Source organism: Nocardia transvalensis NBRC 15921, assembly GCF_000308875.1.
GTDB classification, from domain to species: Bacteria; Actinomycetota; Actinomycetes; order Mycobacteriales; family Mycobacteriaceae; genus Nocardia; species Nocardia transvalensis.
Genome location: NZ_BAGL01000067.1, coordinates 26,077 through 49,311 on the forward strand (window position 1 = coordinate 26,077; position 23,235 = coordinate 49,311).

Annotated in this window: 21 protein-coding genes; 5 read left to right on the top strand and 16 right to left on the bottom strand. The window is 68.4% G+C overall.

Annotated elements, in window-relative coordinates:
* Positions 1–36 precede the first annotated feature (36 nt).
* The gene (bluB, locus tag ON41_RS24950) at positions 37–669 is read left to right on the top strand and encodes a 5,6-dimethylbenzimidazole synthase (RefSeq protein WP_040750232.1); all 633 of its coding nucleotides are present in this window, start codon (positions 37–39) and stop codon (positions 667–669) included.
* A gap of 16 nt (positions 670–685) precedes the next feature.
* On the opposite strand, the gene ON41_RS24955 is transcribed toward bluB, so the two are convergent.
* The 8 genes from ON41_RS24955 to ON41_RS24990 form a co-directional block, all read right to left on the bottom strand.
* Entirely contained in the window at positions 686–1,732 is a 1,047-nt protein-coding gene (locus ON41_RS24955; RefSeq protein WP_040750197.1) for a fused (3R)-hydroxyacyl-ACP dehydratase subunits HadA/HadB, read from the bottom strand.
* A 126-nt stretch (positions 1,733–1,858) separates the two neighbouring features.
* Complete coding sequence (locus tag ON41_RS24960; RefSeq protein WP_040750198.1) at positions 1,859–3,151, bottom strand: acetyl-CoA C-acyltransferase; 1,293 nt, start codon at positions 3,149–3,151, stop codon at positions 1,859–1,861.
* A 150-nt stretch (positions 3,152–3,301) separates the two neighbouring features.
* Positions 3,302–4,075 carry a ribosome hibernation-promoting factor, HPF/YfiA family gene (gene hpf / locus ON41_RS24965; protein WP_083905616.1) on the bottom strand — a complete coding sequence of 258 codons (774 nt, stop codon included), beginning with the start codon at positions 4,073–4,075 and terminating at the stop codon, positions 3,302–3,304.
* Positions 4,076–4,244: 169 nt separating this feature from the next.
* The gene (locus ON41_RS24970) at positions 4,245–4,883 is read right to left on the bottom strand and encodes a ComF family protein (protein ID WP_040750201.1); all 639 of its coding nucleotides are present in this window, start codon (positions 4,881–4,883) and stop codon (positions 4,245–4,247) included.
* Between the two features lie 48 nt (positions 4,884–4,931).
* Complete coding sequence (lpqB, locus tag ON41_RS24975; protein ID WP_063709951.1) at positions 4,932–6,764, bottom strand: MtrAB system accessory lipoprotein LpqB; 1,833 nt, start codon at positions 6,762–6,764, stop codon at positions 4,932–4,934.
* Positions 6,765–6,784: 20 nt separating this feature from the next.
* On the bottom strand, positions 6,785–8,632 hold the full coding sequence (mtrB, locus tag ON41_RS24980; protein WP_040750202.1) for an MtrAB system histidine kinase MtrB: 1,848 nt from the start codon (positions 8,630–8,632) through the stop codon (positions 6,785–6,787).
* Entirely contained in the window at positions 8,629–9,306 is a 678-nt protein-coding gene (mtrA, locus tag ON41_RS24985; protein ID WP_040750203.1) for an MtrAB system response regulator MtrA, read from the bottom strand. The genes mtrB and mtrA overlap by 4 nt, the downstream gene beginning before the upstream one ends.
* A gap of 78 nt (positions 9,307–9,384) precedes the next feature.
* A complete protein-coding gene (locus ON41_RS24990) occupies positions 9,385–10,032 on the bottom strand; it encodes a dTMP kinase (RefSeq protein ID WP_040750204.1) in 648 nt (215 codons plus the stop codon).
* An 87-nt stretch (positions 10,033–10,119) separates the two neighbouring features.
* On the opposite strand from ON41_RS24990, the gene ON41_RS24995 reads away from it, so the two are divergent.
* Positions 10,120–11,208, top strand: a complete 1,089-nt coding sequence (locus tag ON41_RS24995) for a glycerophosphodiester phosphodiesterase family protein (RefSeq protein WP_040750205.1) — start codon at positions 10,120–10,122, stop codon at positions 11,206–11,208.
* A 99-nt stretch (positions 11,209–11,307) separates the two neighbouring features.
* On the opposite strand, the gene ahcY is transcribed toward ON41_RS24995, so the two are convergent.
* The 4 genes from ahcY to ON41_RS25015 form a co-directional block, all read right to left on the bottom strand.
* Positions 11,308–12,783: an adenosylhomocysteinase gene (gene ahcY, locus ON41_RS25000; RefSeq protein ID WP_040750206.1), complete on the bottom strand. Its 1,476-nt coding sequence runs from the start codon at positions 12,781–12,783 to the stop codon at positions 11,308–11,310.
* 178 nt (positions 12,784–12,961) lie between these two features.
* Complete coding sequence (locus ON41_RS25005) at positions 12,962–14,125, bottom strand: alkane 1-monooxygenase (protein ID WP_040750207.1); 1,164 nt, start codon at positions 14,123–14,125, stop codon at positions 12,962–12,964.
* A 315-nt stretch (positions 14,126–14,440) separates the two neighbouring features.
* Positions 14,441–15,136 carry a response regulator gene (locus ON41_RS25010; RefSeq protein WP_040750208.1) on the bottom strand — a complete coding sequence of 232 codons (696 nt, stop codon included), beginning with the start codon at positions 15,134–15,136 and terminating at the stop codon, positions 14,441–14,443.
* Positions 15,133–16,662, bottom strand: a complete 1,530-nt coding sequence (locus ON41_RS25015) for a sensor histidine kinase (RefSeq protein WP_040750209.1) — start codon at positions 16,660–16,662, stop codon at positions 15,133–15,135. Before ON41_RS25015 ends, ON41_RS25010 begins: the two co-directional genes overlap by 4 nt.
* A 148-nt stretch (positions 16,663–16,810) precedes the next feature.
* Here ON41_RS25015 and ON41_RS25020 point away from each other — a divergent pair, with 148 nt between their 5' ends.
* A complete protein-coding gene (locus ON41_RS25020) occupies positions 16,811–18,166 on the top strand; it encodes a cation:dicarboxylate symporter family transporter (RefSeq protein WP_040750210.1) in 1,356 nt (451 codons plus the stop codon).
* A gap of 86 nt (positions 18,167–18,252) precedes the next feature.
* Here the strand turns inward: ON41_RS25020 and ON41_RS25025 are convergent, their stop codons facing one another.
* The 3 genes from ON41_RS25025 to cofD are packed head-to-tail and all read right to left on the bottom strand — an operon-like array spanning position 18,253 to position 21,130.
* On the bottom strand, positions 18,253–18,771 hold the full coding sequence (locus tag ON41_RS25025) for an NUDIX hydrolase (protein WP_040750211.1): 519 nt from the start codon (positions 18,769–18,771) through the stop codon (positions 18,253–18,255).
* A gap of 14 nt (positions 18,772–18,785) precedes the next feature.
* Complete coding sequence (locus tag ON41_RS25030; protein WP_246829606.1) at positions 18,786–20,165, bottom strand: coenzyme F420-0:L-glutamate ligase; 1,380 nt, start codon at positions 20,163–20,165, stop codon at positions 18,786–18,788.
* A complete protein-coding gene (gene cofD, locus ON41_RS25035; RefSeq protein ID WP_083905618.1) occupies positions 20,162–21,130 on the bottom strand; it encodes a 2-phospho-L-lactate transferase in 969 nt (322 codons plus the stop codon). Before cofD ends, ON41_RS25030 begins: the two co-directional genes overlap by 4 nt.
* A gap of 584 nt (positions 21,131–21,714) precedes the next feature.
* Between cofD and ON41_RS25040 the strand changes: the two genes are divergently transcribed.
* Complete coding sequence (locus tag ON41_RS25040; RefSeq protein ID WP_040750212.1) at positions 21,715–21,948, top strand: WhiB family transcriptional regulator; 234 nt, start codon at positions 21,715–21,717, stop codon at positions 21,946–21,948.
* A 192-nt stretch (positions 21,949–22,140) separates the two neighbouring features.
* On the opposite strand, the gene ON41_RS25045 is transcribed toward ON41_RS25040, so the two are convergent.
* Positions 22,141–22,614, bottom strand: coding sequence for a metallopeptidase family protein (locus tag ON41_RS25045; RefSeq protein ID WP_218003555.1), 474 nt, complete (start codon positions 22,612–22,614; stop codon positions 22,141–22,143).
* A 116-nt stretch (positions 22,615–22,730) separates the two neighbouring features.
* Between ON41_RS25045 and ON41_RS25050 the strand changes: the two genes are divergently transcribed.
* Positions 22,731–23,141, top strand: a complete 411-nt coding sequence (locus ON41_RS25050; protein ID WP_063709949.1) for a DUF3499 domain-containing protein — start codon at positions 22,731–22,733, stop codon at positions 23,139–23,141.
* The last annotated feature ends 94 nt before the right edge of the window (positions 23,142–23,235 follow it).

A 23,235-nucleotide genomic window follows, 5' to 3' on the forward strand; every position in this document is an offset into this window, starting at 1 on the left:
TCACGTGCGAGACGGGTCGCCTGATTGACTGTGGCCGTGTCAGCTGAGCCCGGTATTTACGATGTGATTCGGCGGCGGCGCGATGTGCGCGCGGAGTTCAGCGGGGATCTGGTGGACGACCGGACGCTGCTGCGGATTCTGGATGCCGCGCATCGGGCGCCGAGCGTCGGTAATTCGCAGCCGTGGGATTTCGTGGTCGTTCGGGATCGGGAGACGCTGACGACGTTCGCGGCGCACGTCGCGGACAAGCGCCTCGAATTCCGTGACGCGCTGCCGGCCGAGCGGGCCCGGACCTTCGAGCCGATCAAGATCGAAGGTATTACCGAGAGCGGTACCGGGATCGTCGTCACCCACGACGATCAGCGGGGCGGGCCGCACGTTCTGGGGCGGGCCAGCGTTCCCGAAACCGGGCTCTACTCCACGATTCTCGCCATTCAGAATTTATGGCTGGCGGCTACCGCGGAGGGCGTGGGCGTCGGGTGGGTGAGTTTCTACGACACCCCGTTTCTGGCGGATCTCATCGGGTTGCCGGTGGGGGTTCGCCCGGTGGCGTGGTTGTGTGTGGGGCCGGTGGATTCCTTTCAGGAGGTGCCGGATTTGGAGAGGTTCGGGTGGCGGGCACGGCGGTCGTTGGAGGAGGCCGTGCATTGGGAGCAGTTTCGGGGGTGAGGGGTTGGGACCCTTGTCAGCGGAATCTGATGTCGATGGTGGCGAGGCCGAAGATCTTGCGGCCGCCGGACTTTGCGACGAGGGCTATGACCGCGGAGCGGGTGTCCGGGTCGAGGGATTTCACACGGCCGGAGAAATCGATGCGGCCGCCTTCGTCCGCCGAGACGATCGCGGTGTTGGACAGGCGGACTCGGTAGCGGGTGATCGCGCCGGGATCACCGGACCAGGCGGAGACGAAGCCGGCGCCCAGGCCCATCGTGAGCATGCCGTGGGCGATCACGTCCGGCAGGCCCGCGAGGCGCGCGACCCGGTCGTCCCAGTGGATCGGATTCGAATCACCCGAGACGCCCGCGTAATTCACGAGATCGCCCCGGGTCAGATGCGCCTCGCGAATCGGCAGTTCGTCGCCGACGGACAGGTCGTCGAACGACAGCGTGGTACTCGGCTCGCGCTCGGCGCCCCGCGGCGAGAGGTTCATCTCCCCCTCGGGCCGCACCGGCATGTTCTCGCCCGTCTCCACCTCCGCCGCGGATCCGTTGCGGCCCAGCATCTTCACGTCGTGAATCATCACGTTCTCGACGGCGTCCGTGATCCCCGGATCCACGTCCTCACCCGAGACGCCGACCACCGTCGTGTGCATCACGTGCACCACCTCACCGGCCTCGTCGGTGAAGGTGTTGGTGACGGTGATCAGATCTCTGCCGGCGATCCGGCGCACCGACGACAGTTCGACATCGGTGACCAGCCGATCGCCCGACACGATCGGCCGGTACTGCTCGAACACCTGCTCCGTCTGCACGAACATGTCGTAGCCGACCACGACATCCTCGAAGAGTTTGCGGTTGGCCGCCATCGCCGGAATGGAGACGAACGTCAGCGGGACGACCAGCCCGCCGTAGCCGCACTCGACCGCCGCACTCTCGTCCCAGTGCGCCGGATGCCAATCCTGCACCGCTCTCGCGTACTCGCGGACCTTCTCCCGCTCGACTCCGTACGAGCCGTCGGCCAGGTAGTAATACCCGACCCTCGACGCCACATCGGGCGCATCGACCTCAACAGTCACAGTCAACCTGTCCTTATCTCGAGAACGCGGCCACCGGAGACTATCGAATTCCGGACCCGAAATGGGGTATGAAACCGAGCAGTATCGTCCCGCCGGGACTGGAAACCCTCACAGCCTCGGCCGAAGTCAGACGCGCTCCAGGACCGCGGACGCCCCGATGCCGCCCGCGGCGCAGATGCCGAGGAGTGCGGCGCTCTTGCCGGAGAGGGCCAGTTCGTTGGCCATGGTGGTGACCATGCGGGCCCCGGTGGCGCCGAAGGGGTGACCGAGGGAGACCGAACCGCCGTGCACGTTCAGCGTCGCCGGGTCGATCTCGCCGACGGCGGTGTCGCGGTCCAGCCGGGTCCGGGCCCACTCGTCGCTGCCCAGCGCCGCTAGGACCGACAGGGTCTGCGCGGCGAAGGCCTCGTGGATATCGACGAAATCGACGTCGGCGAGCGACATTCCGGCCTTCTCGAGGGCACGGGGCATGGAGATGGCCGGGCCGATGAGCACCTGATCGCGCGGGTCGACGCTGACGTAGCTCCAGGACCGGAAGGCCGCCAGCGGCTGCACGCCCAGCTCCCGCGCCTTCTCCTCGCTCATCAGCAGCACCGCGGACGCGCCGTCGGTGAGCGGGCTGGCGTTGCCGGCCGTCACGGTGCCGTTCTTCGCGAAGACCGGCGCGAGCGTCGACAGCTTCTCGACGCTGGTGTTCGCCCGCACCAGACCGTCGCGGGTGACCGACTTCCCTTCGGGCGTCACGACTTCCAGCACCTCGCGATCGAAGCGGCCGGAATCGATGGCCGCCGCGGCGCGGTGGTGCGAGCGGGCGGCGAACTCGTCCTGCGCCGCGCGGGTGACGCCGTGGATGCCGGCCATCTTCTCCGCCGACTCCCCCATCACCTCGCCGGTGGTGCGCTCCTCGATCTTGGGCCGCCGGGGCACGAGATCGGTGAACGGCGCCAGCTGCGCGACCGCCGAGAGGTAGTCCTTCGGCTTCGGCTTGCCCAGCGCCAGCGGTGCGGCCGCGTGCACCATCTTCTGCGGCAGCTTCACCTCGGCATTACTGGTGGAATCGCTGCCGCCGGCGATCATGATGTCGTATTCGCCGCGCTCGATGGCGGCCGCGGCCGACGTCACCGCCTGGAGCCCGGACGCGCACGCCCGGGTCACCGTGTGGCCCTCGCAGCCGGGGTCGAGCTTCAGGTCCAGGGCGATCTCGCGGGCGATGTTCGGCGCCGCGCTGGGCAGGATGACGCCGCCCCACACGATCGCCTGCACCGTCTCCTTGGGCAGGCCGGTGCGCTCCAGCAGCCCCGCGACGGCCGCGTCGGCCAGGTCGATGGAGTCCATCCGGGTGTAGTCCGTGAACGCCCGCACGAACGGCGTGCGCGCCCCGGAAACGATCACGGCACGGCGAGCGCCCTTGGTTGCCATGGAAATGTCCTTTCGAGAGACCACCTGGCACCGAACTTACTCCGAAGTAAGGAGAAAATCGAGACACGATGTCACAGACAAAAGGGCCACCGAACATGGTTCAGGGCCGACAGCGGGAGACCATCGGCCCTGACTGTGCTGCGACAGCGGCTACGCGAGCCTGATCAGGCCGTAGTCGAAGGCGTGCCGACGGTAGACCACCGAGGGCCGGTCCGTCTCACGGTCCTGGAAGAGGAAGAAATCGTGGCCGACGAGTTCCATCTGGTACAGCGCGTCGTCGACCGACATCGGATTCGCGGGATGCACCTTGGTCCGGACGATGTGACCCGGGCCCTCGTATTCGCCGGCCTCCGACTCCTCGGGCCGGTGGTCGTGCGGCGCGGATCCGTTGGCGCCCACCGGAATCGCCTCGTCCATCAGCGATGCGGTGGCCTCGGCGACCGACAGCGGGGTCTTCTCCCCGTAGTGCACGCGGCGCCGGTCCTTGCTGCGGCGCAATCGGCTCTCCAGCTTCATCACCGCGGACTCGAGGGCGGCGTAGAAGCTGTCGGCGCAGGCCTCGGCCCGGGCGACCGGACCCTTGCCGCGGGCGGTGATCTCCACGCGCTGGCAGTTCTTGCGCTGGCGGCGATTGCGTTCGTGGAAGAGTTCGACGTCGAACAGGTAGATCGACGGGTCGAAACGCTCGACTCGGGAGAGCTTGTCCGCGACGTGCACGCGGAAGTGATCGGGAACCTCGACATTGCGGCCCTTGACGACGACGTCCGCGCGGGGCGTCCTGGGCGGATCCGCTACAGGCGACTCGGCACCGTCGCGTTCGAGATAGAACGCACTGCCGTCACGGGTCGAGGGGTCTGCTGCTTTCACTGAAGGTCGTGAAGTCGTCACGCGTACCTCCCGGATTTGGCCACACAACCGATGCATGTGCGGCGGGATTCACTCGCGCCGAGTCGAGGACGTCCCCGGGGAAACTCGGCACGAAAGTCGTCCGAGGTGCCACCTCCAAACTCTGTGGTTCGGGTGTCATTCGCTCTGTCAGCAACGCTATTACGACAGCGATCCGACCGCCAGTGTTCACACGAATTTCAAAGGTTCAAGCCGCGCATGTCACCAACACGCCACGCACCGCCACGCCGAAACGGTCCAGTGTGCGGACCGCCTCGGCGACCGTGGCGGCGGTCGTCAGGACGTCGTCCACGATCACTACCTCGGCATTCGCCTGGAGTAGGGCGGCGGGCAGCGCTCGACCGGCGATGGTGATCCCGCCACGGAGATTGTGTCGACGGTCATCCGGGCTCAGACCGACCGAATCGCGCACGCCGCGCCGCGTGGCCAGCACCGGCGCGCATCGGCAATCCGGCAGCCAACCCGACGCGACCCGGGCGGTCCGGGTCACCGGATCGCCGCCGCGGCGCCGCGCGGCCGCCCGCCTGCTCGGCGCGGGCACCAGCACCAGCGGCCGACCGCGAGCGCGCAGACCCGCCAGCCCCCGCGCGACGGCCAGCCCGAGCGGCGCGGCCAGATCGCGCCGTCCGCACTCCTTGGCCGCCAGCACCGCCCGCCGCGCCGGCCCCGCGTACGGACCCAGCGCCCAGCACGGCACACCGGGGTCGGTGCGCGGCCGCACCCGAACCGGCGGCCCCGCCAGACTCGCGGCGCAGTCACCACACCAGAGGGCCCCGAGTCTCGCACATCCCCCGCACGCCCGCGGCAGAATCAGATCCAGCGGCATCCGAGAAGTATGCGCGCGCCCACCGACACGGTTCCCGCACAGGACGATTCAGCCCGGCAGCACCGGAACGGCGGTCGGGCCGAGGTTCTGGACCTCGCGCCAGAAGCGTTCGGTATTGGGCTCGGCGGACTGCAGTTGCATCACCGCGCGGGAGTCGGCGATGTACTGGGTGTCGACCGAGGCGCTCACCACCCGTACCGGCGGGGTGAGGTTCTGACTCGTCACCGGATCCGATTGGGAGCCGTCGATCAGGACCGTCTTGACCGGGTCGATGCTGCCCTCCCGGGCCAGCATGAGGGTGTCCCCGCTCAGCCAGTCCAGCGAGACCACCGAGGTACTCAGGCCGAGCGCGATCGGGAGCGGCGAGGTCAGCGCGTACTTCCCGTCCGGCTGCGGCACGACCACGACCACGTACGCCTTACCGCCGGCGACGATCGCCGCGCGGGCGCCGGTACGGGACATGCGCAATTCGGTGATCGGCGTCCGGAGCATCGGTTCCGAGGCCGAGGTCGGCGCGGAGAACAGCGCCGACGTGTCGACGTCCTGGACCGAGACGTTGCCGGTGCTGCGGTCGTGCACCGCCCTGACCACACGCTCCCCGTCGACCACCGACCACGCGGAACTGCCGTCGGCGGTCCACGAGGGCCGGGAGAACGTGTTGCCCTCCGCGACCGCCAGCGCGGTGCCGTCGTAGCTGCCGATGACCAGCGTGTGCGAGGGTTCGGCGGGTCCGCGGCCGCTGTCGGCGACCGCGGCGACCAGCTGGCCGTCCGGTGTCAGGCCGACGGACTGCAGATTGCGGGCCGCGCCGAAATACCCTGGCGTCGGGACGATTCCGCTATCGGTGACCTTGATCAGCGCGCCGTCGCGGACCGCGTGCAATCCGATCTTGTTGTGCATGCCGGCCGTCGGATTCATCGCGTTGACGTCCGCGACGGACCAGCCGGTACTGGCATATCGTTCGTCGAGCGGCTTCCCGTCACCGAGGATCAGATACGGTCCGAGAATGTCCGCACCGGACAACGTGAGCACCACCTGCGCCGCGAGCAGTTCCTTGCTGCGCTGATCCAGGCCCGACGCTCCGGCGAAATCTATCTGCACGCCGCCCAATCCGACGCCGACACCCTCGGTATCGCCGTTGGCCTTGGCGATCCCGCCGCGCACCGTCACCGCACCGGACAGCACGTTGCGCACGGCCGGCGCCAGCGAGGGCTCCGGGCCCTCCGCGAGCAGCGACAGCAGCCGCTGGGTCAGCTGATCCTTCCGCACCGACACCCAGCGCAGATCCGGAACCATCGACGTGCCCGACGGATTCGCGAAGTTCAGGGCGTAGCGCCGGTACGACTTGGAGAACGCGGTGGACTCCATCACGACACCGGGCGGCAGCTCGTCGATGCGCCACTCGTTGCCCACCTTGGTCATCTCGATCTTGTCCTCGAGCGTGTTGTCGAGGACGCGATAGGAACCGTCGGGTTCGAGTTCACCGATCTTGCGGGCCCGGACCTGATAGGTCGCCGTCTCGCCGGTACGCGATTCGCGCAGCGTGTCCGGCTTCTCCACGATCACGGTGCGGGCGGTGTCGTCCCAGCTCGCCGCTGCCGCCGGGGTCAGGTACTGGCGCGCGGTCTGGTGATGGTTGGACGGATCCGCGGTGGCCTGAAGGAAATCGCGTAGCAGCAGGTCGGGATCGCGGCCGCTGATCGGCTGCGAGGGGTTGGCCGACGTGGGCTCACGTTCGATGGTGCCCAGCGCCTGCGGAGCCGACGAATCCGGCAGATTGGCACATCCGGCCGAGGCCAGCACACAGGCCAGCACGATGCCGAGTACGGCGCGCGCCCAGCGGCCGGAACGACCGGACGGACGGCGCGGTGCGGACCCCATCCGCGTTGCGAACCGCACGTTCATTGTTTCTGGTCTCCGGTGTCGGTGTACAGCGCGTCTGCGGACGATCCCGCACCGTTCCCGGAACTGTCGGAAGGTCGCAGACCGGACGAATCTTCTGCTGCCGCGGTCGTATCCATATCTGAGGGGGCCGAGGTGGCATCGGGCGCCGCCGGATCGTCCCCGTCGTCGGCGTCCGGGGCGATGTCCGGATCGTCGGCCTCGCCCGAAATCTCCTGCGACGCGGCCGATTCCACGGTCAGCAGCTTGCGCTTGGGCGGTTCCAGCGACAGCGGGCTGTTGCCCAGCTTGCGCCCGCGCACCAGCGGCAGCGTCAGCCGGAAGCTGGCGCCCATCCCCGGCTCGCCCCACGCCTCCAGCCGGCCGTCGTGCAGATTGGCGTCCTCGACGCTGATCGACAGGCCGAGTCCGGTGCCGCCGGAGCGCCTCATGCGCGACGGATCCGAGCGCCAGAACCGGTTGAACACCAGCTTCTCCTCGCCCGCCCGCAGGCCCACGCCCTGATCGCGCACGACGATGCCGACCGCGTTGGCCTCGGTGTCGCCGCGCATGCGGATCAGCACCGGCTTGCCCTCGCTGTGGTCGATGGCGTTGGCGAGCAGATTGCGCAGCACGCGTTCCACGCGGCGCGGATCGACCTCGGCGACCAGCGGATCCTCCGGCAGGTCGACCACCAGTTCCACCGACGACTCCTTGGCCAGATGCCGCACGGTCGAGATGGCCGCTCGCGCGCACATGCGCACGTCCAGCGACTCCACCTGCAACTCGGCGACGCCCGCGTCGTGGCGGCTGATCTCGAGCAGGTCGTTGAGCAGACCCTCGAACCGGTCCAGCTCGGTGACCAGCAGCTCCGCGCTCCGGGCCAGCGCGGGATCGAGTTCGTCGCTCGAGCCGTGGATCAGATCGGCGGCCATCCGCACGGTGGTCAGCGGCGTGCGCAACTCGTGACTGACGTCGGAGGTGAAGCGGCGTTGCAGATTTCCGAATTCCTCCAGCTGGGTGATCTGATTGGACAGGCTCTCGGCCATCTCGTTGAACGACATGGCCAGCCGGGCCATGTCGTCCTCGCCTCTGACGAGCATCCGCTCCTTCAGCCGGCCGTCCGCGAAGCGGCTGGCGATGCGGGCGGCCGATCGGATCGGCAGCACCACCTGCCTGGTCACCAGCGCGGTGATGGCGGCGAGCAGGACCAGCAGAACGACGCCGCCGATCAGCATGGTGCCGCGCATCAGGTCGAGGCTGCGCTGTTCATTGTCGAGCCGGAAGATCAGATAGATCTCCAGCGTGGGCACCTCGGTGCTGGGACTGCCGATGACCAGGGCCGAGCCGCGGTACCCGTCGGTGTCCGAGACGGTCGTGAACTGGTAGCTGACCTGGTTCTGCTGCACGAAACGGCGCAGTTCGGCCGGGACGTCCTGGACCGGCCCCTCGGTGAGTTCCTGCTGGCCGTCGCCGACCATGGCCAGCGCCGCCTGGTAGCTGCCCGCCGCGCCCGCAGCCTGCGACGTGCTGCCGGTGGACAGGGTGCGCAGCGCGTCGAGCAACTGGATGGCCTGGGTGCTCGAATCGTGCGCGCCGGTCAGCTGCGTCTCGACGGTATTGCGGGCGCGGCTCATCTCCTCGACGGCCGCGTTGATCTTGGCATCCAGCAGGCGGTCGGTGATCTGGCTGGTCAGCACGACGCCGAGAATCGTGATGACGATCAGCGAGAGCGTGAGCGTGGAGACCACGACACGCAATTGCAGCGAACGCCGCCATACGTGGCCCAGTGCTTCCCCGACGGTTTTAGACCAGGCCACCGAAGCCGCCAGCAACCGCTTCGCGCGGTTTCTGGAGCTTTCGATCACGGGGGTCCGGCCTTGTAACCCACACCCCGGACGGTCAGCACGATCTCAGGATTCTCCGGATCTTTCTCGACCTTCGCGCGCAGCCGCTGGACGTGCACGTTCACCAGGCGGGTGTCGGCGGCGTGCCGGTAACCCCACACCTGCTCCAGCAGCACCTCGCGGGTGAAGACCTGGCGCGGCTTGCGGGCCAGCGCGACGAGCAGGTCGAATTCCAGCGGGGTCAGCGAGATCTGCTGGCCGGAGCGAGTCACCTTGTGGGCCGGCACGTCGATCACGATATCCGCGATGGACAGCAGCTCCGCCGGCTCCTCCTCGGTGCGGCGCAGGCGCGCGCGCACCCGGGCGACGAGTTCCTTCGGCTTGAAAGGCTTGACGATGTAATCGTCGGCCCCCGATTCCAAGCCCAGGACGACGTCGACCGTATCGGTCTTCGCCGTCAGCATCACGATCGGCACACCGGAATCGGCGCGCAGCACGCGGCATACGTCGATGCCGTTCATGCCGGGCAGCATCAGATCCAGCAACACCAGGTCGGGGCGCAGTTCCCGGACCGCGGACAACGCCTGTGTGCCGTCGCCGACCACGTGGGGATCGAAACCCTCACCACGCAAGACGATCGTCAGCATCTCCGCGAGCGCCATATCGTCGTCGACGACCAGAATCTTCGGCTTCATAACTACTATGTTGTCATCTCTCCGGCTCGGAACGGGCAACCACGCCAACACTGGTACATTACCGACGCACATCCAACCCTATCGGGCAACCTTTTCCGAGAGGCGCGCGGCGAGTGTTGCCGGATCGTCATGCGGCGCATGGATCCACCAGGGACCGTGCCACCGCGATTCGGCCAACACACGATAAACCGACGCCGTCCGTTCCTGCAGCCCTTTGTCGCGTTCGTAGGCATCCAGGGCGCGGGCGCTGTCGAGTTCGCCACGGCGGCGGGCACGTTCGGCCGCGAGTTCCGTCGGCACGTCCAGCAGCACTTGCAGATCCGGCACGGGCAATTCGAACCTGCCGAATTCCAATTCCGCTACCCAGGAGGCAATTTCACCATCCGCGGACTGGTCGGTACGAGCGGCGTTGTAGGCGGCATTCGAGGCGACATAGCGATCGAGCAGCACGATATCGTTGTCGGCCAACGACTTCAGCAGGTCGTCGCGAGCGTCGGCGCGGTCGAGCGCGAACAGCAATGCCATCGCGTTCACCGAGGCGGCGAGGTCGCCGTGCCGGCCGCGCAGGGCCTCGGCCGCCAGATCGGCGTGCACCGAGCGCCCGTAGCGCGGAAACGCCATCGTCTCGACCCGCAGTCCGCGCTCCCGCAGATCCGTGACGACGGCGTCGATCAGCGTGCGCTTACCCGCGCCGTCGAGCCCCTCGACCGCCACCAACGCTCCCATGCGCATCAGGTTAGACGGTCGCGACGCGCGCGAGCCCGTCACCCGCGTGACAACATGCGTTGCCTTTTCGTGGCTATGGTGACGCGAATGCAGCCCCTCCGAACCAGTTCCCCTCGCGTCCGCCGGGTGATCGCCGCCGCCGGATGCGCGGTGGCCGTGGCCGCGCTCCCCGCGTGCGGCGACGATTCGACCTCGACCACGTCCACGACGGCCGCGCCGGCGTCCCGCACGGTGGACCTGCAGGCCCATCGGGGCGGGCGCGGCCTGCTGACCGAAGAATCCCTCGCCGCCTATGCGCACGCCCTCGAACTCGGGGTCAGCACGCTGGAACTCGATATCGGGCTCACCGCCGACCGGGTTCCGGTGATCTGGCACGACGCCACCATCCAGGCGGACAAGTGCACCGATACCGCGCCGGCGTCCCCCGCCGATCCGCAGTACCCGTATGTCGGCAAGACGATCCACGAGCTGACCTACGCCCAGGTCCACACGCTGGACTGCTCGAAGAAGCTCGCGAACTTCCCCGAGCAGCAGCCCGTTCCGGGGAACCGGATCGCGCGGCTGCCCGAACTGTTCGACCTGGTGAAGAGCTATCCGGGCGCGTTCGAGACGATCCGCTACAACATCGAGACCAAGATCGAGGCGGAACATCCCGAGCAGACGGCCGCGCCGCAGGAGTTCGTGGACGTGATCCTCGACGAGGTGGATCGCGCGGGCGCCACCGGCAAGGTGGAGATCCAGAGTTTCGACTGGTCCAGCCTGCCGCTGGTGAAGCGTCGCGATTCGACCATCCCCACGGTCGCGCTCTACGACGACACGACGTTCAAGGCGGGGAGCCGGTGGCTGGGGCCCGTGCGTTTCGAGGACCACGCCGGTGATCCGCTCGGGGCGATCGCGGCCCTGGGCGCGAACATCTCCTCCCCGAGTTATTTCCCCACCCAGACCAGCCCCACCAAGGTCACCGACCCCGGCTTCACCTTCACCGCCGACGCCACCTACGTCCGCGCCGCCCACGAGAAGGGGTTGCAGGTGGTGCCGTGGACGGTCAACGACCAGGCAACGCTGGAGGCGCAGCTGGATACGGGCGTGGACGGGGTGATCACGGATTACCCGGATCGGGGACGGAAGGCGTTGGAGGCCAAGGGGTTTCCGCTGCCTGCTTCGTATCGGAAGTGAGATCCCGTTGTCGCGGCCCCAGGGGGCCGCGACAACGGGAAAGGAATAAGCCCGGGGCCCATCATTCAAAGAATCAGCCCAGGGCCGCGGGGATCTACGTCAGTAGCGGTAGTGGTCGGGCTTGTAGGGGCCCTCGACGTCCACGCCGATGTATTCCGCTTGGTCCTTGGTGAGCTTGGTGAGTTCGCCGCCCAGGGCCTCGACGTGGATGCGGGCCACCTTTTCGTCGAGGTGCTTGGGGAGGCGGTACACCTCGTTGTCGTATTCCTCGGGCTTGGTCCACAGTTCGATCTGGGCGATGACCTGGTTGGAGAAGCTGTTGGACATCACGAAGGACGGGTGGCCGGTGGCGTTGCCCAGGTTCAGCAGGCGGCCCTCGGACAGGACGATGATCGACTTGCCGGACTCCTTGAACGTCCACAGGTCCACCTGCGGCTTGATGTTCAGGCGGTCGGCGCCGGAGCGCTCCAGCGCGGCCATATCGATCTCGTTGTCGAAGTGGCCGATATTGCCCAGGATGGCCTGGTCCTTCATCGCCTTCATGTGGTCGAGCAGGATGATGTCCTTGTTGCCCGTGGAGGTGATGACGATATCGGCGTCGCCGATCGCCTTGTCCACGGTGACCACGTCGAAGCCGTCCATCAGCGCCTGCAGCGCGTTGATCGGGTCGATCTCGGTGACCTGCACCCGCGCGCCCTGGCCCGCCAGCGATTCCGCACAGCCCTTGCCGACGTCGCCGTAACCGCAGATCAGCACCTTCTTGCCGCCGATCAGCACATCCGTGCCGCGGTTGATGCCGTCGATCAGCGAGTGCCGGGTGCCGTACTTGTTGTCGAACTTGGACTTGGTGACCGAGTCGTTGACGTTGATCGCCGGGAAGGCCAGCTCACCCGCGGCCGCGAACTGGTACAGCCGCAGCACGCCCGTGGTGGTCTCCTCGGTGACGCCCTTGACGCTCTCGGCGATGGCGGTCCACTTGCCCTTGTCGGTCTCGAACCGCTCCCGCAGCAGGTTCAGGAACACCGTGAACTCGGCGGAGTGCGCCTCGTCCGCGGGCGGCACGACGCCGGCCTTCTCGTACTCGGCGCCGCGCAGCACCAGCATGGTGGCGTCGCCGCCGTCGTCGAGGATCATGTTCGCGGGCTCGCCCGGCCAGGTCAGCATCTGCTCCGCCGCCCACCAGTACTCCTCCAGGCTCTCGCCCTTCCAGGCGAATACCGGGGTGCCCTTGGGCTCGTCGGCCGTGCCGTGCGGGCCGACGACCACGGCCGCCGCCGCGTGGTCCTGGGTGGAGAAGATGTTGCAGGACGCCCAGCGCACCTGCGCGCCCAGGTCGACCAGCGTCTCGATCAGCACCGCCGTCTGCACGGTCATGTGCAGCGACCCCGAGATCCGCGCCCCCTTCAGCGGCTGCACCTCCGCGTACTCGCGACGCAGCGCCATCAGGCCCGGCATCTCGTGTTCGGCCAGCCGAATCTCCTTGCGGCCGAACTCGGCCAAAGACAGGTCCGCCACCTTGAAATCGATCCCATTGCGGTGGTCGGCAGTCATCTTGCTGCTCACTGCGGTCGTCATCTGCCTCTCCTGGTCGGCGTGTACTCAGAAGAGGCTAGCCCCTCGGATGCGTACGCGATACGCACGGGCGGAGCCCGGAGGCAAGATTCACACGAACGTACCCCTATTCGGACATATCCGACCGCCGACGACCGAGGAGCCGACCGCACGATCGGCGGTGCGACTCCCGATCCGCCGGCTAGGCCGGGGCGGCCTGCCCGTGTGCTGCGAGGATCCGATCGCGTTTGCGCGGTGCGATATTCGCGCGGCTCACGTCGCCGCCGTAGTGGGCAAGTACGCGCGGGTCCATCACCCGGCGCCACAGCGGCGGGAATGCCGCGAGCAGGATCATGGTGGCGTACCCGGCCGGGAGTTGCGGGGCCTCCTGGGAACTGCGGAGGGTCTGGTAGCGACGGCCCGGATTGGCGTGGTGGTCGCTGTGCCGTTGCAGGTGGAACAGGAAGATGTTGGTCACCAGGCGGTCCGAGTTCCAGCTGTCGGCCGGCGAGCAGCGCGCCCACAGCCCGTTCGGCCGCTTCCGCCGCAGCAGGCCGTAGTGCTCGACGTAGTTGACCGTCTCCAGCAGCCCGGCCGCCAGCACCGCCTGTAGTAGCAGGTACGGCAGCAGCGCGGGACCGAAGGCGATCACCAGGCCCGCGTACAGCACCACCGTCATGGACCACGCCTGCAGGATGTTGTTGCGCGGACTCCACCAGCCCGAATCCCTGCGCCGCAGGCGCTCTCGTTCCAGCCGGATTCCGGACCGGAAACCGCCGACCACGCTGCGCGGCAGGAACTCCCAGAGCGATTCCCCCAGCCGCGCGCTGGCGGGATCCTCCGGCGTCGCCACCCGCGCGTGGTGGCCCTTGTTGTGTTCGACGTAGAAGTGCCCGTACCCGGACTGTGCCAGCGCGATCTTCGCCAGCCATCGCTCCATGCGCTCGACGCGGTGGCCCAGTTCGTGGGCGGCGTTGATCCCGATCCCGCTCATGAAGCCCAGCGTCGCCGCCAGGCCGAGCTTGTCGACGACGGCGAGCCCGTCGTTCGCCCACAGGTAGGCCGCGATCCCCAGGCCGAACAGCTGGATCGGGAGGAACAGGTAGGTGCACCACCGGTAGTACCGGTCGTTGGAGAGGAGTTCGTAGTCCTCGTCACTGGGGTTGTTGCCGTCCTCGCCCACCACCCAGTCCAGCGTCGGGATGGCTATCAGGACGATGATCGGCCCGAGCCACCAGAACACCGGATATCCGGTGTACAGCACGAGCTGTGAGGGCAGCAGAGCACAACTCGGGGCAAGTAACCCCAGCACCCATAGGTGACGCTTTGGATCAGGCGAACCCGAGCGTTTGCCGATCGTTTGCAAGTCTGCCCCGCTAAGAAATACCCTGGAACTGTTGCCAGTAGATATCTACAGCCATGACGCCTGTTACACCTCACCAAAGCCGGGAAGGGTGGTCACCGTTACAAACCCCTCGGTTCTTTTTTAAGTCGTCGATAAGGTGACGCCTGTCACCGCATCTCACGGGCAAACGTCGGTCTCGCATGCACCCCGCTGTGCTCGCGTTCGGACGAACGGTGGCGACAGCGCAAGACTGTGCCAGTCGATCACGAGCTTCCACAATAGGGCGGCGGGGTAATTGTTATACAACACAGCACGATTCGCGCGCGACGACCCGGCTCAACGACGCCACACGTACCGCACCTGTGGCCGGCCCGCGCGACCGTAATCGCTGCGCCGCTCCACGACTCCGTCCTCGGCGAGCCGCTCAAGATACCGCCACGCGGTCACGCGCGAGACGCCGACCGCCCGGCCGGTTTCTGTGGCCGACAACCCCGCCCCTACCGCGCGCACCGCCCGTGAGATCTCCTCGAGGGTCTGGGGCGCGATCCCCTTCGGCGCGGTGGCTTTCGGGTCGGCGGTGCGCAGGGCGCTGAAGGCCCGATCGATATCGCCCTGGGTCACGGTCGCCGCACCCTCGGGCAGTGCGGCCCGGAACTCCAGATAGCCCTCCAGCTTCTCCCGGAACGCCGCGAACGTGAACGGCTTCAGCAGATACAGCACGACGCCGTGGGCGACGGCGGACCGCACCATCTCGAGGTCGCGGGCCGAGGTGATGGCGATGATGTCGGGCCGCGGGCGCAGCCTGGCCAGGGCCGCGGCGACCTCCAGCCCGCTGATGTCGGGCAGCCCGATATCCAGCAGCACCAGGCCGACCGGCTCGCCCGCCTCCGCCGCCCGCCCCGCGGCGCGCACGGCCTCGCGGCCCGTCCCCGCGACCGCGACGGTCGTGAAATCCGCCATCCGCTCCAGATAGACGCGGTGGGCCTCGGCGATCTGCGGTTCGTCCTCCACGATCAGCACCCGGACGGTCATCGCGGAATCCTCACCTCCACAGCGGATTCGGGGGTTCGCTCCGCGCGCAGCGTGCCGCCGTGGCGGGCGACCAGGCGCCGCACCAGGGCCAGGCCGAGCCCCTGGTGATCGGTCTTGGTCGAGTAGCCGCGTTCCATGGCGCGCGTGAACACCTCCTCCGACATACCGGGACCGCTGTCGGCGATCCGCAGGTAGAGCCCTGTATCGTCTTGGCGCACAGTCACTTCCACCCAGGCGTCGGGCGTCTGCGCGACCGCGTCCAGGGCGTTGTCCACGAGATTGCCCACCAGGGTCACCATCTCGTGCGCGGTCAGCGGGGCCGGTGACTGCAGCACCGTATCCTCGTCCACCGTCAGTTCCACGCCGCGCTCGATGGCCTGATCGACCTTGCCCAGCAGCAGCGCCGCCAGCGCCGGCTCCCGCACCGCGCCCGTCAGCCGGTCGATCAGCGCCTGGGACAGCCGCAGTTCGGCCGTCGCGAAGTCGACCGCCTCCCGGTAGCGGCCCAGCTCGACCATCGTGACGACGGTGTGCAGGCGGTTGGCGGACTCGTGCGCCTGGGCGCGCAGCGAATCGGCCAGGCCGCGTACGGAATTCAGCTCGCCCATCATGTCGCGCAGTTCGGTGTGATCGCGCACCGTGAGCACCGTGCCCAGCGGCCGGCCCGCCCACGTGACGACGTCCTGATTCACCACCAGCACGCGCTCGGCCGTCACGTGCATCTCGTCGCGCACCTGCTGGATGTCCAGGCGGCGCAGCGAGACCGGGAGATCGGCGCGGCGGACCGGACCGTCGGGCAGTTCCAGCAGGCGGCGGGCCTCGTCGTTGACCACCGCGGCCGTCTCGGCGTCGCGGTCGAATACCACCAGCCCCTCGTGGATGGAATGCAGTACGGCGTCGTGATGCTCGTAGAGCGTGCGCAGTTCGGCCGGGGCGAGGCCGTGTGTCTGGCGCAGCAGCCGGCGACGCAGCAGCAGCGAACCCGCCACCGCCAGTAGCAGACCCGCGCTCGCCGCGGCGATGATCAGCGGCAGCTGCTGCCGGACCTGATCGCCGATGCGGGCCCGAGTGACGCCCGCCGAGACCAGTGCCACGATCCGGCCGTCGCCGTCGTAGACCGGGGTGACCGCGCGGATGGACGGGCCCAGCGAGCCGGTGTAGGTCTCCGTGAAGGTCGTGCCCGCCAGCGCGCGGTCTATGTTGCCGCTGAACGGCTTCCCGATCCGATCCGGTTCGGTATGGGTGTAGCGGGTGCGGTCGGGGGCCATCACGACGATGAAATCCACCCCCGTCCGAATCCGGATGCGCTCGGTCACCGGTTGCAGTTCGGCGGTGGGATTCGAGGCGCGCACGGCGACGGCGGTCGAGGGCGCCTGCGCGACCGCGACCGCGATGCCGGTGACCCGCCGCGCGGTCGCGTCGTCCTGATCGCGCCGCAGCTCCCACACGGTCAGGGCCACCCCGACCGCGACGACCGCCACCAGGACGACCAGCTGGACGACGAAGACCTGGCCCGCCAGCGTCATCGCCCGGCCACGCCTGTTACGACGTTGCACCAGCACGCCTCCCGGTGAACGAAATGTACGAAACAGTGACCCCGGTCACGGTAGCGGCCACCATAATCTGCAGACCGCGTGACCTCACGCACAGCAGTACCGGAGGAACCCCAGCCTTATGTCAGAACAGACGACACGGACGCAGCGACGCGACCGTACCCACTGGCTCTACCTAGCCGTCCTCGTGGCGGTGGTGGCCGGCGTCTTCGTCGGCTGGCTGGCGCCCGGCTTCGGCAAGTCGGTGGGCGAACTGGGCACGATGTTCGTCAACCTGATCAAGATGATGATCTCGCCGGTCATCTTCTGCACGATCGTGCTGGGGATCGGCTCGGTACGGGCGGCCTCGCGCGTCGGCAAGGTCGGCGGCCTCACGCTCGCCTACTTCCTGACGATGTCGACCGTCGCGCTGGCGATCGGCCTGGTGGTCGGCAATCTGCTGCATCCGGGCAGCGGACTGCACATCGCCGAGCACGCGAAGGATGCCGCCAAATACGCCAAGCAGGCCGAGGGCGCGGGCGGTACCTGGCAGTTCCTGGAGAGCATCGTCCCGAACTCGCTGCTGTCCGCCCTGACCTCGGGCAGCGTGCTGCAGACGCTGTTCGTGGCGCTGCTGGCCGGATTCGCCATCCAGGCGATGGGCCGGACGGGCGAGCCGATCCTGAACGCGGTGGGCCTGATCCAGAAGATGGTGTTCCGGATCCTGACGATGATCCTGTGGCTGGCGCCCCTCGGCGCGTTCGGAGCCATCGCCAATGTGGTGGCGTCGACGGGGCTGGAGGCGGTCAAGCAGCTGGCGCTGCTGATGGTCGCGTTCTACCTGACCTGTGTGGTGTTCGTATTCGGTGTGCTGGGCGCGTTGATGAGGGTCACGTCCGGTGTGTCGATCTTCAAACTGGTCCGGTATCTGGCGCGCGAGTATCTGCTGATCGTCTCCACCTCGTCGTCGGAATCGGCGCTGCCGCGGCTGATCGCGAAGATGGAGCACCTGGGGGTCGAGCGGACCACCGTCGGCATCGTGGTGCCGACCGGGTACTCGTTCAACCTCGACGGCACCGCGATCTACCTGACGATGGCGACGCTGTTCATCGCCGACGCGATGGGCAAGCCGCTGTCGTGGGCCGAGCAGCTGGGCCTGCTGGTGTTCATGATCGTGGCCTCCAAGGGCGCGGCGGGAGTCACCGGGGCGGGCCTGGCGACCTTGGCCGGCGGGTTGCAGAGTCACCGGCCCGAACTGCTGGACGGCGTCGGCGTGATCGTGGGCATCGACCGGTTCATGTCGGAAGCCCGTGCGGTCACCAACTTCTCGGGCAACGCCGTCGCCGCCGTCCTGATCGGCACCTGGACCAAGACCATCGACCCCGACCGCGTGCGCTCGGTCCTGAACCGCCAACTCCCCTTCGACGAGACGACCATGTCCGACGACCACGCCCCCGAACCACCCGCAGAAGAAAAGAAAGACCTGGTCCCGGCCTAACCCGCCTTGTTCCCGGGCCGGGCCCAGTGCGCCGGCGTGCTCCACCACCCCCCGGGTGTGGGCACGCCGGCGCTTCCATGTCTCCGTCAGTGCAGGATCAGATCCGTATCACCCGGGGGCGCGTCCACCGGCCACCAGCGCAGGTCCGTCGACTCCGAACTCTTCACCGGGACAGCGCCTTTCGGGGCCTTGACCTTGAAGACCAGGTCCAGGTGGCGGGTGGGGACGCCGAGGGAGCAGGTGATCGGGTGGGCCTGAACGCCGTAGAGGCCCGGCTCGAGTGTCAGGTCCTCGATGCCGGATTCCTCGGTGGCCTCGCGCAGGGCGGCGGCGGGGACCGTGTCGTCGGATTCCTCGCAGTGCCCGCCCAACTGGATCCACAGGCCCACCCGCGGGTGCAGGGTCAGCAGGACCTCGCGCTCGTCGTGCGAGAACACCATGGCCGAGGCGGTGATGTGGCCGGCGGCGCACTCGCGCAGGCACCCGCGCGGCGCCGAGGCCAGGAACGCCAGCATCGCCTGACGCAGCGACTGCTCGGGAGAGGTTGGCGGCGACCAGGTTTCGAGCAGTTCGGTGGCGGATTTGTGCAGCGTTTCCGCGGTCATCTATACCTTTCGTCTCACAACTCGAGCAGCCCGAACCCGGTGTCGCGCGGCTCCCGGGGCGTCAGCTCCTCGGTCGGATAGCCGATGGCTATGCCGCCCAGCGGGTTCCAGTCGGGTTCCAGGCCCAGCACGTCGCGGGTGATCTCGGGGGCGAAGATCGTGGATCCGATCCAGCAGCTGCCGACGCCCTTGGTGGCGAGGGAAACCAGCAGGCCCTGCACGGCTGCGCCGACGGCCACGGTGAACATGGTCGACTCGGCGTCGCGGCGGCGCTGGTCCGGATAGTCGTGCGCGCCGTCGGGAACGCAGAACGGGATGATCACCTCGGGGGCGTCGAAAAGGATGCGGCCCCGGGCGATCCGGCGTTCCACCCGCTCGGCGGGCAGGCCGTCGGCCGTGAGGTCCGCGCGCCACTTGTCCGCCATCGCCTGCAACAGCCGCTCGCGCACGTCGTCGCGGCGCAGCCACACGAACCGCACCGGGCGGGTGTGGTGCGGCGCGGGCGCGGTCAGCGCCACGGAGACGGCGGAGCGGATCAGCTCGGGATCGACAGGCGTATCGGCGAACTGCCGCACCGAGCGCCGCAGCAGCAGCGCCTCGCCGCGACCTCGATCGAGGGCCTCGGCGGTGCCCAGCCAGAACAGGTCCTCCTCGCCGCCGCGCAACAGGGCCGCGGCGGTGGAGCCGTCGTCGTAGGGGGTCCAGCCGCGTACCACGGCGACCGGGACGCCACCCAGCTTCCCCTTCGCCAGATCGGCCGCGGCGGCCAGTTCGTCCGCGACGGCCACCTGCGTGACCTGAAGTTCGTTGCCCTGCCCGTCGATAGCGCCGGCGTAGTCGTGCAGGACGCGCAGCCCGGCCGCGCCGATCGCGGCATCGGTCTGGCCGACCCGCCACGCGCGGCCCATGGTGTCGGTGATGACCACGGCGACATCGACTCCCAGCCGATCGGCCAGCGCGGACCGCAGCGCCTTGGCGCTCCCGTCGGGGTCGGCGGGCAGCAGCACCAGTTCGTTCTGCTCGACATTGGAGCCGTCGATACCGGAGGCCGCCTGCACGATGCCGATGCGGTTCTCGGTGATCAGCGTCCGGCCCTTCTGGGCCAGCACCCGCACCGCCTCGTCGCGGACCAGCCTGCGCCGCAGCGCATCCCGCTCCTCGGGATCGGTGGGCGCGGTGACGACCCGGCCCTCGGCCTTCGCGACGATCTTGCTGGTGATCACCACCACGTCGCCGTCGCGCAGCCAGGGCGCCCGCGCCGCGAGGTGTTCGGCGACATCGTCGCCGGGGCGGAATTCGGGCAGCCCGGTCACGGGCAGAATGCTCAGCTCCCCGCCGGGCGCGTGGTCACCGGCGGGCGGCGGGACGAATCCGGGTGCGATCGGCTCGCTCACGGCTTCACCCCCGCGAGATCCAGTGCCTCGCGCACCATTTCGGCGGTGGCGGCGGGATCGGTCATCAACAGGGGCACGCTCCGCACCTCGACTCCCGGCACCTCGGCCGTATCGGTGGAATGGATCAGCCAGCCGTCCAGAATGCCCGTCTCCGTGCGGGCGCCGTAGTGCCGCCCGACGGCCTCCGCCGAGGTCTCGACGCCGATCACCGACAGGCATTCGTCCGCCATGCCGCGCAACGGCTTTCCGTCGATCACCGGGGACAGGCCCACCACCCGCGCGCGAGTGGTGCGCAGCGCACCGCGAATACCGGGCACGGAGAGCACGGAACCAATGCTCACCACGGGGTTCGAGGGGGCCAGCAGAACCACGTCAGCTTCTTCTATGATTTGCGTCACACCTGGGGCCGGTTTGGCCTGATCCGCCCCGATTGTGACGAATCCATGGGTCTCGACGGTCGCGCGATAGCGTACCCACCACTCCTGGAAATGAATCGCGCGACGTTCGCCAGGCTTCTCCGGGTCGCTGATGACAACATGTGTTTCACATCTGTCGTCGGTTGCGGGGACAAGTTTCACGCCGGGCTGCCAGCGGTTGCACAAGGCCTCCGTGACCGCCGAGAGCGGGTACCCGGCGCGCAACATTTCACTGCGAACCAGATGCGTGGCGATATCGCGATCACCGAGCCCGAACCAATCCGGCTGCGCGTGATACTTCGCCAGTTCCTCCTTGGCGTGCCAGGTCTCACCCACCCGGCCCCAGCCACGCTCGGTGTCGATGCCGCCACCCAGGGTGTACATGCAGGTGTCCAGGTCGGGACAGATTCGCAACCCGTGCATCCAGACGTCGTCGCCGACGTTGACCACGGCCGAGACGTCGGCCTCCGGCAGCAATTCGCGCACGCCCTGCAAGAAGCGCGCACCCCCGACTCCACCGACCAGCACGGCAATGCGCGGGCCGCTCACGGGCGCGATGTCCGCTTGTTCTCCAGTCACATCCGCACAGCCTATGCGGTGCCGCCGAGGTAGCGTTCCGGAGCGTATTAGCTGCTCATTTGCTACTCGAGGGTTACCGAACCGCGCCGAAGGCGGTCGCGGATAGTAACGGAATTGTGTCGGCAGCTTGACCATCGCCGCGTCCGGCGTGTCTAATCACAGACATGTCATTCCGGGCCCGCGCGAGAGTGCAAGGCGTGGGCCACTTTTCGAACACCCGTTCGTATCGGGATGACGCGCTCGGGGATGTCCGCGGGACAACGTCGCGGTGTTGGGCCGTCGGTGGGCAGATTGATTCCGACGGAAAATCATTCTGCGCTAACACATAGTGAGGAGGCGGAGCGATGGCCGAGAACTGGGCCCCGTCGGGCAATTCGAGCGGTGTATCGCAAACCGATTCCACAGCAGGCGCAGCACCTGGCGCCTGCGCTGACAGCCGGAACGACGAACGAGAGGGGGGAACGGTGACACCACCGCAGGGAGGACAGTGGGCACGGGCACAGCAAGCGCCCGAACCGCCGAAACTGAGCCTCATCGTCACCGACTTCGACGCCATGTTCGACAGCATCGAGGAGCAGTGGCAGGAACGGGCGCTGTGTGCCCAGACGGATCCGGAGGCGTTCTTCCCCGAGAAGGGCGGCTCGACCCGCGAGGCGAAGCGGATCTGCCTGGGCTGCGAGGTCCGTGACGAGTGCCTGGAATACGCACTCGCGCACGACGAGCGCTTCGGCATCTGGGGCGGCCTCTCCGAACGGGAGCGCCGCCGCCTGAAGCGCGGCATCAGCTGACGAAGCGGGCCCGACCGCCGCTGCGCTGCACGAGGGAAGCGCACGGCGGGCACGGCCCCTTCCAGAGCACCATGCCCATTACCCGGAGCTACCCGGGCCCATTACCCGGAGGCGTGATCCGGGCCCATTACCCGGAGGCGTAGTCCGGGCCCAGTACCCGGAGGCGTAGTCCGGGCCCATTACCCGGAGGCGTCATTCCTCCGGGTCGATGACGTCCGGATCTACACCCAGGTACGTGGCGATCTGCTGGACCAGCACCTCGCGCAGGAGGTCCACCAGGTCGTCGGGGTCGCCGGCGCGCAGTTCCAGCGGCTTGCGGAACAGTACGACGCGGGCCCTCGTGGCGGCGCCGTGCCGGTCCACACCGGCCGGGACCAGCCTCGACAGCGGGACCGGGCCGTCGGCGACGACCTCGTCCGGCCAGGTCACCGAATCCGGGTGCAGCGGGCGGATTTTCGGCACGTCGTCCACCGCGATATCCAGTTTGGTGAGTCGATCGTGCCACCGGCTGTCCAGCGGGGCGAACGCCTCGAGCACCAGCCGGTCGAACTGCTGTCCCCGGGTGCGCCAGGCCGGCACGGTCGGTGGCAGCATGGGTCCGCGCACCCCACGCCCACGACGTATCACCGACCGCGCGGTGGGCGGCCGCTTCCGTGAACGGGTCATGTGTCGAATCTAGTACTCGGTGGATTCGACCCCGAAAACCGGTGAACCCGGCCGCATCCTCGCGTGTCTCACAGCGCGCGGGGCCGCGGCGGGTTACCCTCCAAGACGTGATTCCCATGCGTCGTTGCTGCCGCCCCGGCTGCAAGAACCCGGCCGTCGCGACGCTCACCTACGTGTACTCCGACTCGACGGCCGTCGTCGGCCCGCTGGCCACGGTCGCCGAACCCCATTCCTGGGATCTGTGCGACACCCACGGCTCGCGGATCACCGCGCCGAAGGGCTGGGAGATGGTCCGCCACGAGGGCGGCTTCTCCGCTCCGGACGAGGACGACCTGACCGCGCTCGCCGAGGCCGTCCGGGAGGCCGGGATGCGCCGCCGCGCACCGGAACCCGACCCGCGCGGCTACCCCGGCTACCCGGGCCAATCCGAGTACGCCGCCCCCGCCCCGCAGCGTCAGCGCCCGGCCCGCCCCGGCCGTACCGGCCGCCGCGGCCACCTGCGCGTCCTCCCAGATCCCCCGAACTGACCGGCAGCGCCTCTCCACCGGCAGCGCCTCTCCACCGGCAGCGCCTCTCCACCGGCAGCGCCTCCCCACCGGCAGCACCTCCCGACCGGCAGCA